This is a genomic window from Alcaligenes sp. EGD-AK7, from assembly GCF_000465875.3.
In the GTDB taxonomy this organism is placed as follows: domain Bacteria; phylum Pseudomonadota; class Gammaproteobacteria; order Burkholderiales; family Burkholderiaceae_B; genus Alcaligenes; species Alcaligenes phenolicus.
In genome coordinates this window covers 540318-554938 of record NZ_AVOG02000001.1, presented here as the reverse complement: position 1 = coordinate 554938, position 14621 = coordinate 540318, and the positions used below count along the sequence as shown (strand labels likewise).

Genomic DNA, 14621 nt, shown 5'->3' with positions numbered 1-14621 from the left:
TTGTTTCTCAAGCTAATAAAAGACAGGGTGGGGCTGTCGCCCCAAGCAGAGTGCTCAGCTGACTTGTTGGCAGCCAAGAGGCAGTGATCTGGCATATAAAGCGTGATAGTGGCGATTTGACGGGCATGACAAACCCCTTAGCAAGATAAAAAAAGTGGAATTAATACTGGATCTGCACACCGGCAAAGACCGATCTCCCTGTGCCCGGCTCGAACAAGGGCGAGGAGGCTGTGGCATAGTCGGTAATGCTGGCGCTGGCGATGTATCGACGATCTGTCAGATTGCGGCCATCTACATAGAAGGAGTAGGGGCCGCGTTCCCATCCGGCTCGCAAGCCAAGCAAGGCATAGGAGCTGGTCTTGGTGGTATTGGCGTTATCCACGTAGTAAGCCTGGGGCACCCATTCCACATTGGGGCCAATGTGAAAGCCCGACGGGTGTTTGTAGATAATCTCTGCCCGCAGATAATGCTTGGGTACGCCGGGCATTTGATTGTTGTTCCAGTCCCGATCATTGTCGAATTTGAAGTTGCTGTAGGTGTAGGCGCCTTTGATGTCCAGGCTGTCACTTTGCAGATCTTGTACCAACAAGCCACGAGCGACCGTCCATTGCACGCTCAGTTCTATACCTTGATGGGTGGTGCGATCTGCGTTGACGGTTTTGTCGCAAATGTTCCAAGGCGCGCTGATGCATTGCAGCTCGTTCTTGACGCGGGCATGGTACAGGGAGACGTCCCAGGCCACGTTTCCGTTTTCGCCCCGGGTGCCTATTTCGAAGGTGGTGGCACGTTGAGCTTGCAGACGATCCAGATCATTGCGGGTCGAGAACGTCATATCGTCAAAAGTTGGCGGCTCGGCGCTGCGGGAAATATTTCCGTAGATTTGCCACTGCGAACCTGCATCCCATAACAGGCCTAATTTGGGATTGAAGAGGTTGTAGCTTTTGTCCCCGGACCGGGTGGCGGGCAGGCCGCCATTATACAGATCCTGACGCTTGCGTTGGGCGTGCACGTATTGGAGGCCGGTAATCAGAGATAAGTCCGAACCAAGACTCCAGGCGTTCTCGGCATAGGCGCTCAGATTGCTGGCCCTGTCTTTGCTGGCAGACAGTTTCTCCTGCCGTTTGCCTCCTGCGTTTACAGAGTTTTGAGCATCAGTCTTGCCTGCCGACCAAGTCAAGCCTAGCGTGAAGCGGTTGTCTCTGCCTGCCAGCGGGCTGGTGTTGATCAGCCTGCCGTAAGCGCCGTAGCTGTTTGTGTCCCTATCAATAAATTGATAAATGGGGTGCCGTAGCGAGCTTTGCTCGAACCAGCCACCCAGTTCATATTGGGTCTCTCCCATGAGCAGCACTGTGCGGTTGGTAATGCGGCCTCCGTCCAGGTTGAGCTGCCAATCGTGCTCTTTATTTGCTTTGGCAGCTTGCCGTGGATTATTCAGAGCCTGATCGCGGCTGACCGAGCCGGGAATATCCTGATGAATTTGATAGCCGCTCAGGTAAAAACGGGTTTCTGCCCGGTCTGAAAGCTGCCAAGCCAGGTTTGCGCTGGCCCGCGAGGAATGGCCAGCACTTTGTTCCCTATACCCATCCTGGGTTTGCCAGGAGCCGGAAATCACGCCATCCAGTTTCTCGCCCGCAAAACCGCTGCCAAGTTGCACGCGCCGCCAGCCAAAGCTACCGGTATCCAGACGCCCTTGAAAGGCGTCGGCATCATGGCCGGTGGGGGTGACGAAGTTGATAGCCCCACCTAAAGTAGCGGCTCCGTACTGCAAGGCATTGGCGCCTTTATAGACCTCGGTATAGCGGTAGGCTGTAGGGTCGATGCGATGAAAATTGCTGCTGCCGTCCGGGTCATTTAATGGAATGCCATCCTGATACAAGCTGATGCCGCGCAGATGGTAATACCGCGACAGGCCCGAGCCACGTATGGACAGACGTGCATCATCTCCCCATTTGGGCTGTGCAAACACCCCCGGTGTGTAGTCCAGGATGTCTTTGATGGAGGCGGCTTTGGTATCACGCCAGGCGCTCTCGGACACCAAAGCCACGCCGCCCGCGGTTTGTTCAATGGTTTTTTGAGCGCTTTGCAGGTCTGGAACGGTCAGACTTTTACCACGCTCTGGAGTGACGATGACGGGAGCCAGTGTTGGCGTCTGTGCATGAGCAAGGCTGGTCCAGGAGCTGGAAAACAGCAAGGTCAGAGCCAGGACGCTGCTTCGTGTGCGTGGTGATGTTTGTGCCGAGTGACGAGAGGGTGAAAAAGGGGCGGTCTGCACGGCGCATGCCTGTGCAGAAACACAAAAAATGGACATAAAAAAACCTTGAATGACTACGCTGAAAAGCGACTGCACATACGGCAGTCGACGACGAGAGATCAAGCAAGGTTGACAGGGGGAGCGCGTGACCCTAGCGGTGGCCCCAAGGCAGGCAGGGGCGGCAAGCTCTGATTACGGTGTACTAGCAACAAAGGCTGATGAAGCGCTGGGATATCCAGGCTTGCCATATCAGCGCTGGGCAGGGCTACTTGGGACAGGACCAATGCGTAAGGGCACTTCTGCATATCCGCGTGTTCATTGGATTGCGGCGGATCGGCCTGTCCTGTCAGGCTCATCCAGATCGTGCTGGGTGTTCCTCCTGGGGCACAAAGCGTGACGGAAAAGAAGCCATTCTGTTCACCCAAGCTACCGGGCATGTAGCCTGCCGGGACCAGCGAACGGCTCAGAAATGACAGGATCGCCAGGCAAAAAAGAACTTGCCAGGCTATGCCATCTTTAACGAGAGAGCAGTGCCGTTGGACAGACATGGCGCGATTGTATTACAACTGCTTCTCAATTAGCTTTGATTTATCTGATGCCCGGACTCCGTTATTAGTGATGGATCACGATTTTTCCAAAGCGATCGCGCTGTTGCAGATAGCGGTAGGCTTCATGAGCGTTTTTGAAATCGAAGACCCGGTCGATCACCGGATGGATCCGGTGCTGGCTAATGACTCGATTCATGGCTTCCAGATCACTGCGACTACCTACACCAATGGCTTTGTAGTTGGCCTGACTAAAGACCAGATCCATGACATCCAGCGATTGCACGGATTTTCCCAAGGAGCCGATCAAGGACACTTGCCCACCTACAGCAATCGCTTTGATGGATTGCGCAATTGTCACCGGACCACCGACATCGACAATACGATTGACGCCTTCGCCGTGCGTGTAGTCTCGTACAAGCTCGGACCATTCTGGCGTGTCTTTGTAGTTGAAAACCTGGTCAGCCCCTAACTGCAGCAGCTTGTCGAACTTATTGTCTGAAGAAGTGCTGGAGATGACGCAGGCTCCCATTGCCCTGGCCAATTGAATGGCAAAAATGGACACGCCACCTGCTCCTTGTGTCAGCACTGTATCGCCTGCATTAATACCGGCCAGTGCGGACCAGGCCGTCAAGGCTGCGCAAGGCAGGGTTGCTGCCTCTTCAAAACTCAGATGGGCGGGCATAGGCGACAAGGCCTCTGCCGACACGACTTTGTATTGAGTCAGCCAGCCGTCATGTTCAACACCATATTGTTCCCGGCCTGCGTAGGCTGGGCCACCGAACCAGTTCGGGAAAAAACTGTTGATGACACGGTCGCCCAACTTGAAGCGCTGCACGCCGGGGCCAAGGGCATCAATGATTCCTGCTGCATCTGACAGTGGTACAGCCCCTGGCGTAGTGGGATAGCGCAATGTATCTTTCATGACCAACAGGTCTCTGAAGTTCAAGGACGAGGCCATGACTTGAACCCGCACTTGTCCGGGGCCGGGTTCGGGAAGCGGTTCCTGACCTCGTGTCAGGTAGTCCAAACTGCCATATTGTGTAAAACGGTAGGTGTCCATGCATGCTCCTGTTGATACTTGCATGGAGCATGCTAGGCCTGAGACTTCAGACGATCTATAGTTAAAAATCCGATTTTCCTGTCTTATCGTCTGATAGTCATGAACCCCTTTGATGAAATTCTGGATGGCATGCGTTTGCAGCATGCTTTGTATGCGTGCTTCCAACTGCGTGCGCCTTGGGGCGTCAGCTTTGACACCGGCGAGTATGCGCGGCTGTTGATTGTCAGAAAAGGGGCTTGTTATTTGAAGGGAGAGCAGCGGGCCGATCCCGTGCTGCTGGATGCGGACACCTGCATGCTTGTTCAACCAGGGGTGCAATTCTCGCTGTGTGACGGCAAGGAAAGTCCGCTGGTTTCCTGTGAGACTTTGGCTCGGTATCCGCATGCTGAGCCGATCGTCCATGGGGGCGATGGAGCCTTGACTGAAATCGTGACGGCCCGCTTTGCTTTCAACAAGTTGGCTGCCGAACCCCTGTTCAGTGCGCTTGGCCCCTTGGTACACACTCGCTTGAGGGCGGAAGATGCTGTCGCCATAAAAAGCATCCTGCATGTGCTGCAAACCGAAGCGCAAAGCCGGGATTACGGAACTCAGCTGATTAACGCCCGTCTGGTTGATGTGATGTTCATTCAGGTGCTGCGGGCTTTATCGCACTGCGCCTCCTTGGGGGCAGGGCTGTTGGCGGGTATTCGAGACCCCAGGATGGCCCCGGTCTTGCAAGCTGTGCATCAGCAGATTGCGCATCCGTGGTCGGTGGAGGAAATGGGCGCACTGATCGGGCTGTCCCGGTCCACCTTTTCTGCTTTGTTCAAGGCGGCTGTCGGGCAAGCTCCCTTGGCGTATCTGACGGCTTGGCGTATCTATAAAGCCAAGCTTTTGTTGGCAGCCGGTTCGCAGACGATAGGGCAAATTGCCGCGCAGGTGGGGTATGACAATGAGTCCAGCCTGAGCCGTGCTTTTAGCCGTTTGGAAGGAGTCTCGCCCGGTGTGTGGCGGCAGAGGCAAAGAGCCGGAGTTTGATGTCCGGCCCTACGTCAGAAGATTGAACAGGCGCAGCCTTGCCTGAGAGCCTGTTCTGTCAGTTTCCGCTTACAGGCTGCGCCCCTTATCCAGATAGGTTTGAAACTCCGCCTCCGGCACCATGCTACCGCCGGTTCCCCAAACCAGGTGGGTAGCGTTCTCCAGCTGAACATGCGTAAAACCCATACGCTGCAGATATTCAGGCGAGTTCAATACCCGCGCCATGCCGGGCACGCCAGCCAGGGCGGAGGGTTCCAGTTTGACCTTGTCCTGCTCATAGGCAATGACCATCAAACGGTATAACTCTTCGTCCGTGACGGTGTAATAGCCGTCGATCAGACGCTGCATGGCTTTGCCCACGAAGCCCGAAGTGTCCGCCTAGTAAAAACCCTCTTGGATGTTTTTCTTGGAAAGACCTACTATTAGCCCTCAATTATCGGATATGAGAATTTTATGGTGTACGACTACGTAATTGTTGGAGCCGGGATGGCAGGCGTGTCTTTGGCCTACCGTTTGCCCGAAAGTGCCCAAGTGCTGGTTCTGGAAAGAGAGTCCCATGCTGCGTATCACTCCACGGGACGCTCGGCCGCGATGTTTGTTGAAACCTACGGTACGGAAACGATTCGTGCCTTGACTGTTGCGGGCAATGATTTTTTCAGCCATCCACCCGCGGGCTTTAGCGATCAGCCAATTTTGCTGCCGCGCGGTGTGCTGTATGTGGGGACCGCCGATCAGCAGGATTTGCTGGACAGCCAGTATCAGGATTGGCATGAACAAGGTCTGGATGTTAGCCGCTTGAGTGCCGAAGAAGCCTTGGCCATGGTGCCCTGTCTGGACCCTGCGCAATTGGCCGGTGCCTTGTATGACGGTCAGGGTCAGGACATGGATGTACATGCCTTGCACCAAGGGTTTCTGAAAGGTGCACAAGCTAAGGGTGTGAAACTGCGTCTGGATACGGAAGTGGTGTCGGCCAAGTGGGATGGCGAATGTTGGGAAGTTCAGCTCAACGCCGAGCCTGCAAGTTTGCGCACTCGTGTGCTGGTCAATGCGGCGGGGGCCTGGGCTGATACCTTGGCAGAACGCTGTGGCGTGCAGGCCTTGGGCATTCAACCCAAACGTCGTTCCGCTTTCCTGTTTTCGCCGCCCGAAGGTGTGGATCATCGTGACTGGCCCGCCGTCATTGATATTGGCGAAGAGTTTTACTTCAAGCCCGATGCTGGCATGTTGCTGGGTTCGCCTGCCAATGCCGACGACGTGGATGCCCATGATGTCGTGGCTGAAGAGCTGGATGTGGCCACCGGTATTTACCGTATTGAAGAGCGCACTCAGCTCCGTATCCGTCGTCCCAGCCACACTTGGGCGGGGCTGCGCAGTTTTGCTCCTGATGGCGAGCTGGTGATTGGTCAGGATGCACACTGCCCCGGCTTTTTCTGGCTGGCCGGTCAAGGTGGCTATGGGATTCAGACCGCCGCAGGCGCGTCCTTGCTGGCGGCCAGTTTGTTGCAAAAGCAGGATCTGCCCGATTCTTTGAAGGCCCTGAATATTGATCCGGCTGTGGTATCACCCGCTCGTTTCAGAACATAAAAACAGCAGCACTTTGATCTCCCGGAGGAGAAAGCATGTCGAATATAAGAAATATCCTGGGCATTGCGATGGCCTTTGTCGGTGTGGTGGTGGGGGCCGGCTTTGCATCAGGACAAGAGATATTGCAGTTTTTCAGCAGCTTTGGGTATTGGGGGCTGCTGGGAGGGGTGGTCAGTGGTCTGTGCTTCACGATACTGGGCATGGCGGTGGGGGAGCTTAGCCAGGTTTCGGTATCGCATTCCTTCAAAGAGGGCTTGTATCTGATTTGTGGGCCGCGTCTGGGTGTGGTGGTCGACATCATGATTACCTTCTTCATGTATGCGATTGCCGTGGTGATGTTTGCTGGTGGCGGCTCGCTGATGGAGCAGCAATGGGGCGTGCCGGCGCAATACGGCAGTATCGCCGTCATGCTGATTACCGTGCTGATTGTGTTCTTGCGCGTGGATCGGGTGATGGCCTTTATTGGCAGCATCACGCCCATCCTGGTTCTGATGATGATTTTCCTGTGTATTTACAGCTGGAATACGCGGGATTTGCCATTGGAAGAACTGGATGTGATTGCGCAGACTAAACCACAAGGTGCGGGGCATTGGCTGGTCGGCTCTTTACTGTACGTGTCCTACAACATGGTGGTGGGGGCGCCGTTCCTGATGATTGCCGGTGCGCAAGCGACTTCTCGGCGCAATGCCTTGCTCGGTGGACTGGTAGGTGGCTTGTTGCTGGGCTTTTTGATTGTGCTGATCAGCGCCGGTGTGTTTGGCCGTATCGATACGATTGGCTCGGCGGCCTTGCCCATGCTGATGCTGGCTACTGAACAGTCCAAACTGCTGGGAACCATTATGTCCGTGGTGATTTTCGCCATGATTCTGACAACCTCGGTGGGTGTGCTGTATTCCTTCTCGGCCCGGATTTTTACGCCCAATACCCGTAAATTCAATATCGGTACGGCTATCGCCGGGGTGCTGGGACTGGTGGGCGCCAAGATTGGTTTCATCAATCTGGTGGGCACGGTATACCCGTTTTTCGGCTACCTGGGCTTTGTTTTGATGGCCTGGATTCTGATTGCCTGGTTCCGTTTGCGCCGCTTACAATCCAGGAATGCTACGTAATGAACTGCTCAGCAAGGAACAGGTAGGAACCCGCCTGCGCCAAGCCCGACATAATCAAAAACAGACACTCAAGCAGTTGTCTGAAAAAACCGGCTTGGCGCTGTCCACTATTTCCAAAGCAGAATTGGGGCAGGTCACTTTAAGCTATGAAAAGTTTGTGGTCCTGGCCCGTGCCCTGAATATTGAAGTCGGTTCTTTGTTTGCCGTTCCCGATCAGGAAACTGCGCAGCCATTGCCCACCACCGAAGTGGGCATTTCCAGCCATAAATCTACGGCCACCCCTGGCTATGCCACCCGCAACTATGAATACGGCCTGTTGTTTGGCGAGCTCAGCGGCAAGCACATGAATCCGATTCTGGCCGTGATTGATTCACGCGATGCCAGCGAGTTTGACGACTATATCCGTCACGCTGGGCAGGAGTTTGTGATTGTGCTGTCCGGCTCTATTGCCATTCAGTTTGAAACTGGCGAAACCCTGTTTCTGGAAGTCCACGAGTCAGCGTATTTTGACAGCGGTATCGGACATATCTATTTATCCACCAGCGAAGACGACGCCAAGGTTGTGGCTGTCTGTACCAGCGGATTGCCGCCGGGGATTGTTTAAGGTTCGTCGCTTGGTTTGCGCTTGTCCGTTACATCATCAAAAATCGTTGGCAGGATGGTGTTTTGCGTAACCGATGTGGGTGGCGTGCCGTTGGTTTTCAAGGGAGCCACACAACGCGCGGTGGCGTGCTGGAAATACACCGTGCCTACTGGGCGGCCTTTCAGACGAGCCAGTTCGGGCTTGGCGTCAATAGCCGCTTCCGACAAGGGAAAGACAATGCCGCGTGTGGGGATGGTGTGGCGTGAGCTGGCTCCCTCATTGCTGCCACCTTTGAAAATCCGTACGTGGGCTGGATCACGGGTCGGGTCTGAGATCACCCATTCATGCAGGCCATTGGCCATATCCTGAATGCCCAGCGGATTGGGTGGGAAGGCGCCCGTCTTGTTTTTGTCTGCTTCATTGCCTTGCTCAGGCACGTTGCGGCCTGCCTGCCACTGGCCGTTGTCGGTTGCCCAGGGAAAGGGCTGGCCACGGCTGCGGGCCGCGTATTCCCATTCAGCCTCTGTAGGCAGGCGCATGTCCAGGCCGGTGTTTTTTCCTAACCAGGCGCAAAAGGCTTCCGCTTCGTCGTAGGGCATATTGGCGACTTGTTCGCCATCGCCTTTTACCGGCTGCCAGCGCGCAGGGCGCTTGGTTTGCTTCAAGAAGCGATCGTACAAGGCGTTATTTGCCTCTTTTTTCATGATGGAAAAGGCGTTGACCTCTACCGGGTAGGGCTCCAGAGCCCCCTGATCCGGCTGCGCCACCCATTGCACGGACAACTCACCGTCGGAGTTACGCATGGGAACCTGAAAATTGCCGGCCATAAAAGAGCCACCTTCTACCTGGATCAGTTCAGGACCGGGTTCGGGGCGCGTGGGTAGTGATCTCAGCACCAGCAGGAGCAGGACGCTGGCAACGATGAGGGTGGCGCTGATCCGAAAGGGGGTATGACGCAATCTTGTTTCCTTGCTCTCACCGCATGTGAGCTGAGAGCTTTGTCGATTAATTTCGCTTATATGGCCCCGTATTATTCCATGCCTGTTTATAAGACGGGTCTGTCTGAGCGCAGAGTTTAATGATTTATTGGTATGGAGGGGGCGTCTATTATGTTTATTCAGCGTTTTTAGACGGTTTTTCAGGGACAACCGTCAAAGGAATGCGGATAGCCTGGCCTTCCTGGATCATAAAGTGCCAGCGAGTGGCATCAAACAAGGCTGGGCTGATCTCAAAGACTGCGACATCCGAAACGCTCACCAAGGGGTTGATTTTGTCAGGGCCAACCGTGTCCAGATCATGAGCGTAGCGATAGTCCTGTGTCGCTCGCTGATTGGGCGCTACTTTCTGGCCTGAAGGGTCAACCAGAAACAGGCGTGGCCGATGGATCTGCGGGCTCAGTGGGCGTGGGCTGGTGTTGGTGTAGCGGTAGTGCAAGACGATAAACAGATTGTCCTGACGCGCCGGAGTCGCCAGTTCCCCGGAGTCCAGCTGAGTCTGACGCTGCCATTCATCCAGGTAAGTATGCAGGCGCACACCCTGATAGTCGGGCGTGAACAAGGTCGTCCCGTAGTTCAGAACGGGGGCCGCAGGCGGGATAGGCGCAATGCCGGGAAGGGAGCCTGGCTGCTTTTGTGTAGATAGAACCCGATCGTTTTGACTGTAGGCAGTGGCAGAACACAAGGCTAAAGCGGCGCACAGCCAAAAACGGGGCAGGGTGACAGTCATGGATGTGAACAGGGCCACTTCAAGAGGTGTAGGCAGGGGAATGGGGGCCTTAATCGCAGGCAAAAAAATAAACGGCTCATGAGCCGTTTTTCTTAACTACTTTTTTTAGATCGTCCAGCTCTTTGCGCAGGGCGACAACTTCGTCACTGAGCAAACCAATAACGGCCATTTGACTTTGATACATTTCGACCAGCGGGTGGTAGCTAATCCCACGGCTGGTCAGTTCCCGGCAAAGCGCGCTAAGCCCGGTGCCAGCGCGCTTGGTTAAAGTAGCCATCTTCCTGTGATCCATAAGCCTGCATCCTGATCAGTAGTTGTTCGATGTTTACATCCATTAACCATACCAAAATTCGGTGACAATAGTCGTTTTTCTTAAAACTTCTTGTATATCTGTGGTTTAGCGACAGGTCTAGCCCACTTGGAAGTTGCCTTCCGGGTAGCGAATACGGCTGCGTTTGCGTGTGGCCAGCGAGTAAATCAAGGTTAGAGGCCCGAGTCGGCCTGCAAACATCAGCACCATGATCAGGATCTGGCTAGGCGTGGACAGCTTGTGGGTAATGCCGTGACTCATGCCGGTGGTACTCAAGGCCGACGCGGCTTCAAACAGCAGGCTGGTAATGGGCATGTCCTCAAACAAGGTCAGCAGCAAGACGCTGATGAAGTACAGTGCGCCGGTAATCAGGAAAAGGGCCAGGGCTTTCTGTACGGTTTCTGGAGCCACGCTGCGTTCCATCAAGACCACTTCTTCGCGTTGACGGATGTAGGAGCGTACCGCCGCCAGCAAGACAATCAAGGTGCCGATTTTGATACCGCTGGCCGTACTGAGCGAGCCGCCACCAATCAGCATCAGCACAATCAGGGTCAACTGAGTGCTGTCGCGCAGGCTGGCAATGTCCATGGTGGTAAAACCCGCGGTACGGGTGGCCGCATTCTGCATCCAGGCGGCCAGCGCCTGATCGCCCAGGCCCAGCATGCCCAACGTATTTGGATTCGTGAATTCCAGCGCCCAGAGACTGAAAAAACCAATCAGGTTCAGGATGAGTGTTCCGATCAGGATCAGCTTTGTGTACGGCAAAAGTGTTTGCCAGCGTTTTTTCTGGCCTACGTCGGCCAGTACGGTAAAGCCAATCCCGCCCAAAATAATCAGGCCGGATAAAGTCATGACTGACACGAAATCCCCGGAAATGGGGATCAAGGAGTCATGAAATAGCGAGAAGCCCGCATTATTGAAAGCCGTGACCGCATGGAACAAGGCGCGATAAAGGGCTGTGGTCCACGGTAAATCAATGGTCCATCGCAGAAACAGAATGGCGGCGGCGATCAGCTCAATCAGGGCAGCAATCTTGAACACTTGAAAGGCTGTACTGCGGATGCGGGACACGCTGGTTTGATTAAAAGCCTCCAGTGCCAGTGCCTGCTGGCTGACACTGATGCGTTTGTGCATGGTGATGGCCGCAATCACGGCAAAGGTCACAAAGCCCATACCGCCAATTTGCACGAGCAGCGCCAGCACAATTTGCCCAAAGTGCGTCAAGTCTGTTGCCGGATCAATGACCGCCAGGCCCGTGACAGTGACGGCCGAGGTAGCCATGAACAGCGCCTGAAAAATCCCCAGCCGGGGCGTAGCTGCTTGTGGCAGGCTCAGCAAAATCGCGCCCAGAATAATCAGGGCCATAAAACCCAGCGCCAGCACCAGTGGCGGGCTGGCGCTCAGGGTGCGGGTATGAGGATTGACCTCAAGACGGCGAGTCAGACTATTAGGCAGCCAATTGCGCATACATCAGACCAATTTGGGGGCGGCGGTACGAAGTGCTTGCAGTTGTCCAAGCAGGATCAGCAGATCCTTGGCATGCAGGGCAAAATCAGCATCGGGCTGGATGGTGGTTTGGCCACGACGTTTGACCAGCAGGACCTGCACGTCGGCCATTTGCTCGCGCAATATGTCCTTGATGGTCTGGCCGTTCATATTGTCGCTGGCGGTGACTTCCACAACATAATCGCCGTTACCCAGGGAAATGTAATCGTTGACCATGGGGTAGCTGAGCATTTGGGCGACTCGTATGCCCATTTCTTCTTCGGGGTGAATAATCCGGTTCACACCAATCTTGGCCAGAATCAAATGCTGGGTATGGGAAATGGCTTTGGCCCAGATTGTCGGCACACCAAAACTTTTCAGGTGAACCACGCAAACCAGGCAGGATTCAATATCAGCTCCAATCGCAACCAGAACTACGTCATAATTGTCCAGCCCCAGCTCTTCCAGAGCCTGGCGGTCAGTGACATCGGCAATGACGGCACGGTTTAATTGGTCCGCATATTTGTTGACCAGTTTCGGATTGGTATCCACTCCCAGTACGGAGTGGCCCATTTTCATGAGTTCCAGGGCGCAGGCCGAACCGAAGCGGCCTAATCCTATGACGGCGAACTGTGCCATAGCTTATTTGATCCGTTTGATGCTTGAAACAATTTCAAGCCAAATTAAGCGTTGATGGTATAAAGACATATCTGGTAAAAACCCTTATCGGGTATTCCCTTGGGCGCGTGTCGTTCAAGCCCTGGCGGAAACATCAATAGTGGACAGTGTAAAACAATGGTTAGTTTGTTTGATCCAATCAAACTGGGTGATATTGAACTCATGAACCGCATCATCATGGCGCCCATGACACGCGCACGCGCCTCCGAGGGCCGTATGCCCAATGATTTGATGCGTATGTACTATTGCCAGCGGGCCAGCGCGGGGCTGATTGTAGCCGAAGCCACTTCGGTATCGCCGCAAGGTGTGGGCTATGCCCACACGCCGGGCATCTGGAGTAGTGCACAGGTAGATGCGTGGCGCACGATTACCGAAGCCGTCCATGCCAAGGGTGGCCGTATTGTCTTGCAGTTGTGGCATGTGGGGCGTGTGTCTGATCCGGAATTTCTGAATGGCCAAATGCCGGTTGCGCCCAGCGCAATTGCCTGTGAGGGCATGGTCAGCCATTTAAGCCCGGAACGTCCTTTTGTGGTGCCGCGTGCCCTGCGCAGTGAAGAAATTGCCGATATTGTGGACGACTTTGCCGTTGCCGCTCAAAACGCGCTGAGCGCCGGCTTTGATGGAGTGGAGATACACGGTGCCAATGGCTACCTGATCGACCAGTTCCTGCATGATGGCTCCAATACCCGCACGGATGCGTATGGTGGTTCAATTGAAAACCGGGCTCGTTTCCTGTTGGAGATTGTGGACGCCTGTGTCGCCATTTGGGGTGCTGGCCGAGTCGGTGTGCATTTGTCCCCACGTGGTGGCTTGCATGGCATGAAGGATTCCGATCCGGCCCGTTTGTTCTCGTACGTGGCTTGCGAACTGGATCGCCGTGATATTGCCTTTTTGTTCCTGCGCGAAAGCCCGGCTTCGGACAGCTTGTTGCCCATGATCAAATGCCAGTTTGGTGGTGCGATTATCGCTAATGAACATTTCGATTTGCCGACAGCACAGACCACTTTATCCAAAGGCATGGCAGACGCCGTGTCGTTCGGTAAGGCTTTTTTGTCCAATCCGGACTTGCCCTTGCGTTTGCAGTTGCGTGCGCCCTTGAATGGCTGGGATCGGGATTCGTTTTACACCCAGGGGCCTAAAGGCTATACGGATTATCCATTTTTGAAATCCAACCCGGAATGGGATCAGCCTGTGGGTGAGGATTTGCAGGCGCATTAAGCTTGCCTGTGATTAAGTAGGTGGAAATAAAAAAGCCCGTTTGATACGGGCTTTTTTAATGGGCTTTATTGTAGATCGGTAGCAGTTTGGGGCAGCGTGCCACTTTCCAAGGTGTATTGCACCTGGTGTTCAGCTACCGCGCACCACTCGAAAAGTGGCTGCCGCTTTAACCAGCAAGCGTTCCTTCTCGTCATACCCGCCACCTTCGCAGTAAGCGGTATCGCCTTCCAGATACAGGCATTGGGCCTTGAACCAGACATCGCCACGAGCAGGCAGTAAAAACTGCGAGTTCATGTCTATGGTGGCCATCCCTGAGCCAGGACGTTGTGCCCGTGCGGCGGCGCTAAGGGTGAAATCCAGAATCGCCATCAAGGTGCCCCCGTGCACATCGGCACGGGAGTTGGCATTACAGGCTTGCCAGGGCAGAAAAGTAATCACTTCCTGCTCGGTGCTGCTAACGGTTTGCAGGCCCAGGTGCTGCATCAGGGGGATATGTGTGCCGAAAAAGTCCTGTTTGGGCTGCGCCAGTTCGGCCTGCAAATGCTTCATGGGTTCAGCTTTTGCTTCACTTGAGCGGAAACCTGGGACATATCGGCACGGCCAGCCAGTTTGGCTTTCACCAGACCCATGACCTTGCCCATCAATGCGGGGCCTTGAGCGCCGTCAGCCTGAGCCTGGGTAATCGCATCGGCAATGGTCGCATCAATTTCGGCGCTATCGGCTTGCTGTGGCAGGTATTCCTGCAGAATCAGCAATTCGGATTTTTCTTTCTCGGCGCTTTCGGTACGGCCAGCAGATTCAAAAGCCTGGATGGATTCGCGGCGTTGCTTGACTTGTTTTTCAATGATGCTGCTTACTTCAGCATCGCCCAGCTCGGTACGTTCGTCCACTTCGCGTTGTTTGATCGCGGCTTGCAGAAAACGCAAGGTCTCCAGGCGTCCGCTATCGCGAGCGCGCATCGCCGTTTTGATATCTTCAGCTAAACGGGTTTTGAGTGTTTGACTCATGGTGGTTCCTGGTTGAACGGGCAAAGCCCTAGTTTAACGCAGGGCG

The 14621-nt window shown here is 54.7% G+C and carries 16 protein-coding genes; 5 read left to right on the top strand and 11 right to left on the bottom strand.

All coding sequences use genetic code 11. The features are described 5' to 3' along the window. Positions 1–160 precede the first annotated feature (160 nt). The 3 genes from N879_RS02560 to N879_RS02550 form a co-directional block, all read right to left on the bottom strand. A complete protein-coding gene (locus tag N879_RS02560; RefSeq protein WP_021446616.1) occupies positions 161–2308 on the bottom strand; it encodes a TonB-dependent receptor family protein in 2148 nt (715 codons plus the stop codon). A 62-nt stretch (positions 2309–2370) separates the two neighbouring features. Then, on the bottom strand, positions 2371–2799 hold the full coding sequence (locus N879_RS20285; RefSeq protein ID WP_128831578.1) for a DUF2946 family protein: 429 nt from the start codon (positions 2797–2799) through the stop codon (positions 2371–2373). Between the two features lie 64 nt (positions 2800–2863). Next, complete coding sequence (locus tag N879_RS02550) at positions 2864–3859, bottom strand: zinc-dependent alcohol dehydrogenase family protein (protein WP_021446615.1); 996 nt, start codon at positions 3857–3859, stop codon at positions 2864–2866. A gap of 99 nt (positions 3860–3958) precedes the next feature. Here N879_RS02550 and N879_RS02545 point away from each other — a divergent pair, with 99 nt between their 5' ends. Next, positions 3959–4876: an AraC family transcriptional regulator gene (locus N879_RS02545; RefSeq protein ID WP_009454229.1), complete on the top strand. Its 918-nt coding sequence runs from the start codon at positions 3959–3961 to the stop codon at positions 4874–4876. A gap of 69 nt (positions 4877–4945) precedes the next feature. Here N879_RS02545 and N879_RS02540 read toward each other — a convergent pair whose 3' ends face one another. Beyond that, the gene (locus tag N879_RS02540) at positions 4946–5224 is read right to left on the bottom strand and encodes a hypothetical protein (RefSeq protein ID WP_021446614.1); all 279 of its coding nucleotides are present in this window, start codon (positions 5222–5224) and stop codon (positions 4946–4948) included. A 105-nt stretch (positions 5225–5329) separates the two neighbouring features. On the opposite strand from N879_RS02540, the gene N879_RS02535 reads away from it, so the two are divergent. The 3 genes from N879_RS02535 to N879_RS02525 are packed head-to-tail and all read left to right on the top strand — an operon-like array spanning position 5330 to position 8173. Beyond that, on the top strand, positions 5330–6460 hold the full coding sequence (locus N879_RS02535) for an NAD(P)/FAD-dependent oxidoreductase (protein ID WP_009454225.1): 1131 nt from the start codon (positions 5330–5332) through the stop codon (positions 6458–6460). A 35-nt stretch (positions 6461–6495) separates the two neighbouring features. Continuing rightward, a complete protein-coding gene (locus N879_RS02530) occupies positions 6496–7569 on the top strand; it encodes a YkvI family membrane protein (protein ID WP_009454223.1) in 1074 nt (357 codons plus the stop codon). Next, entirely contained in the window at positions 7559–8173 is a 615-nt protein-coding gene (locus tag N879_RS02525; protein ID WP_009454221.1) for a helix-turn-helix domain-containing protein, read from the top strand. The genes N879_RS02530 and N879_RS02525 overlap by 11 nt, the downstream gene beginning before the upstream one ends. Here the strand turns inward: N879_RS02525 and N879_RS02520 are convergent. The 5 genes from N879_RS02520 to N879_RS02500 all read right to left on the bottom strand — a co-directional run bounded on the left by N879_RS02520 (position 8170) and on the right by N879_RS02500 (position 12311). Next, positions 8170–9111, bottom strand: a complete 942-nt coding sequence (locus N879_RS02520) for a formylglycine-generating enzyme family protein (protein WP_009454219.1) — start codon at positions 9109–9111, stop codon at positions 8170–8172. The genes N879_RS02525 and N879_RS02520 overlap by 4 nt on opposite strands. A gap of 154 nt (positions 9112–9265) precedes the next feature. Further along, positions 9266–9940 (bottom strand): hypothetical protein, encoded by a 675-nt coding sequence (locus N879_RS02515; protein WP_009454217.1) that lies wholly within the window; start codon positions 9938–9940, stop codon positions 9266–9268. Positions 9941–9953: 13 nt separating this feature from the next. Beyond that, on the bottom strand, positions 9954–10154 hold the full coding sequence (locus N879_RS02510) for a hypothetical protein (protein ID WP_223254031.1): 201 nt from the start codon (positions 10152–10154) through the stop codon (positions 9954–9956). Between the two features lie 132 nt (positions 10155–10286). Continuing rightward, entirely contained in the window at positions 10287–11654 is a 1368-nt protein-coding gene (locus tag N879_RS02505; RefSeq protein WP_009454213.1) for a TrkH family potassium uptake protein, read from the bottom strand. Positions 11655–11657: 3 nt separating this feature from the next. After that, complete coding sequence (locus N879_RS02500) at positions 11658–12311, bottom strand: potassium channel family protein (RefSeq protein ID WP_009454211.1); 654 nt, start codon at positions 12309–12311, stop codon at positions 11658–11660. A gap of 156 nt (positions 12312–12467) precedes the next feature. Here N879_RS02500 and N879_RS02495 point away from each other — a divergent pair, with 156 nt between their 5' ends. Further along, positions 12468–13568 carry an alkene reductase gene (locus N879_RS02495; protein ID WP_009454209.1) on the top strand — a complete coding sequence of 367 codons (1101 nt, stop codon included), beginning with the start codon at positions 12468–12470 and terminating at the stop codon, positions 13566–13568. Between the two features lie 129 nt (positions 13569–13697). Here N879_RS02495 and N879_RS02490 read toward each other — a convergent pair whose 3' ends face one another. Both N879_RS02490 and N879_RS02485 read right to left on the bottom strand, forming a co-directional pair. After that, the gene (locus N879_RS02490; RefSeq protein ID WP_009454207.1) at positions 13698–14117 is read right to left on the bottom strand and encodes a PaaI family thioesterase; all 420 of its coding nucleotides are present in this window, start codon (positions 14115–14117) and stop codon (positions 13698–13700) included. Then, positions 14114–14575, bottom strand: a complete 462-nt coding sequence (locus N879_RS02485; protein WP_009454206.1) for a GatB/YqeY domain-containing protein — start codon at positions 14573–14575, stop codon at positions 14114–14116. The genes N879_RS02490 and N879_RS02485 overlap by 4 nt, the downstream gene beginning before the upstream one ends. Positions 14576–14621: the final 46 nt, after the last annotated feature.

What these genes read in the sequence shown, in the direction of transcription:
- N879_RS02560 (WP_021446616.1), bottom strand. Translation starts at nt 2,308, where the DNA reads ATGTCCATTTTTTGTGTTTCTGCACAGGCATGCGCCGTGCAGACCGCC.
- N879_RS20285 (WP_128831578.1), bottom strand. Translation starts at nt 2,799, where the DNA reads ATGTCTGTCCAACGGCACTGCTCTCTCGTTAAAGATGGCATAGCCTGG.
- N879_RS02550 (WP_021446615.1), bottom strand. Translation starts at nt 3,859, where the DNA reads ATGGACACCTACCGTTTTACACAATATGGCAGTTTGGACTACCTGACA.
- N879_RS02545 (WP_009454229.1), top strand. Translation starts at nt 3,959, where the DNA reads ATGAACCCCTTTGATGAAATTCTGGATGGCATGCGTTTGCAGCATGCT.
- N879_RS02540 (WP_021446614.1), bottom strand. Translation starts at nt 5,224, where the DNA reads ATGCAGCGTCTGATCGACGGCTATTACACCGTCACGGACGAAGAGTTA.
- N879_RS02535 (WP_009454225.1), top strand. Translation starts at nt 5,330, where the DNA reads ATGGTGTACGACTACGTAATTGTTGGAGCCGGGATGGCAGGCGTGTCT.
- N879_RS02530 (WP_009454223.1), top strand. Translation starts at nt 6,496, where the DNA reads ATGTCGAATATAAGAAATATCCTGGGCATTGCGATGGCCTTTGTCGGT.
- N879_RS02525 (WP_009454221.1), top strand. Translation starts at nt 7,559, where the DNA reads ATGCTACGTAATGAACTGCTCAGCAAGGAACAGGTAGGAACCCGCCTG.
- N879_RS02510 (WP_223254031.1), bottom strand. Translation starts at nt 10,154, where the DNA reads ATGGCTACTTTAACCAAGCGCGCTGGCACCGGGCTTAGCGCGCTTTGC.
- N879_RS02505 (WP_009454213.1), bottom strand. Translation starts at nt 11,654, where the DNA reads ATGCGCAATTGGCTGCCTAATAGTCTGACTCGCCGTCTTGAGGTCAAT.
- N879_RS02500 (WP_009454211.1), bottom strand. Translation starts at nt 12,311, where the DNA reads ATGGCACAGTTCGCCGTCATAGGATTAGGCCGCTTCGGTTCGGCCTGC.
- N879_RS02495 (WP_009454209.1), top strand. Translation starts at nt 12,468, where the DNA reads ATGGTTAGTTTGTTTGATCCAATCAAACTGGGTGATATTGAACTCATG.
- N879_RS02490 (WP_009454207.1), bottom strand. Translation starts at nt 14,117, where the DNA reads ATGAAGCATTTGCAGGCCGAACTGGCGCAGCCCAAACAGGACTTTTTC.
- N879_RS02485 (WP_009454206.1), bottom strand. Translation starts at nt 14,575, where the DNA reads ATGAGTCAAACACTCAAAACCCGTTTAGCTGAAGATATCAAAACGGCG.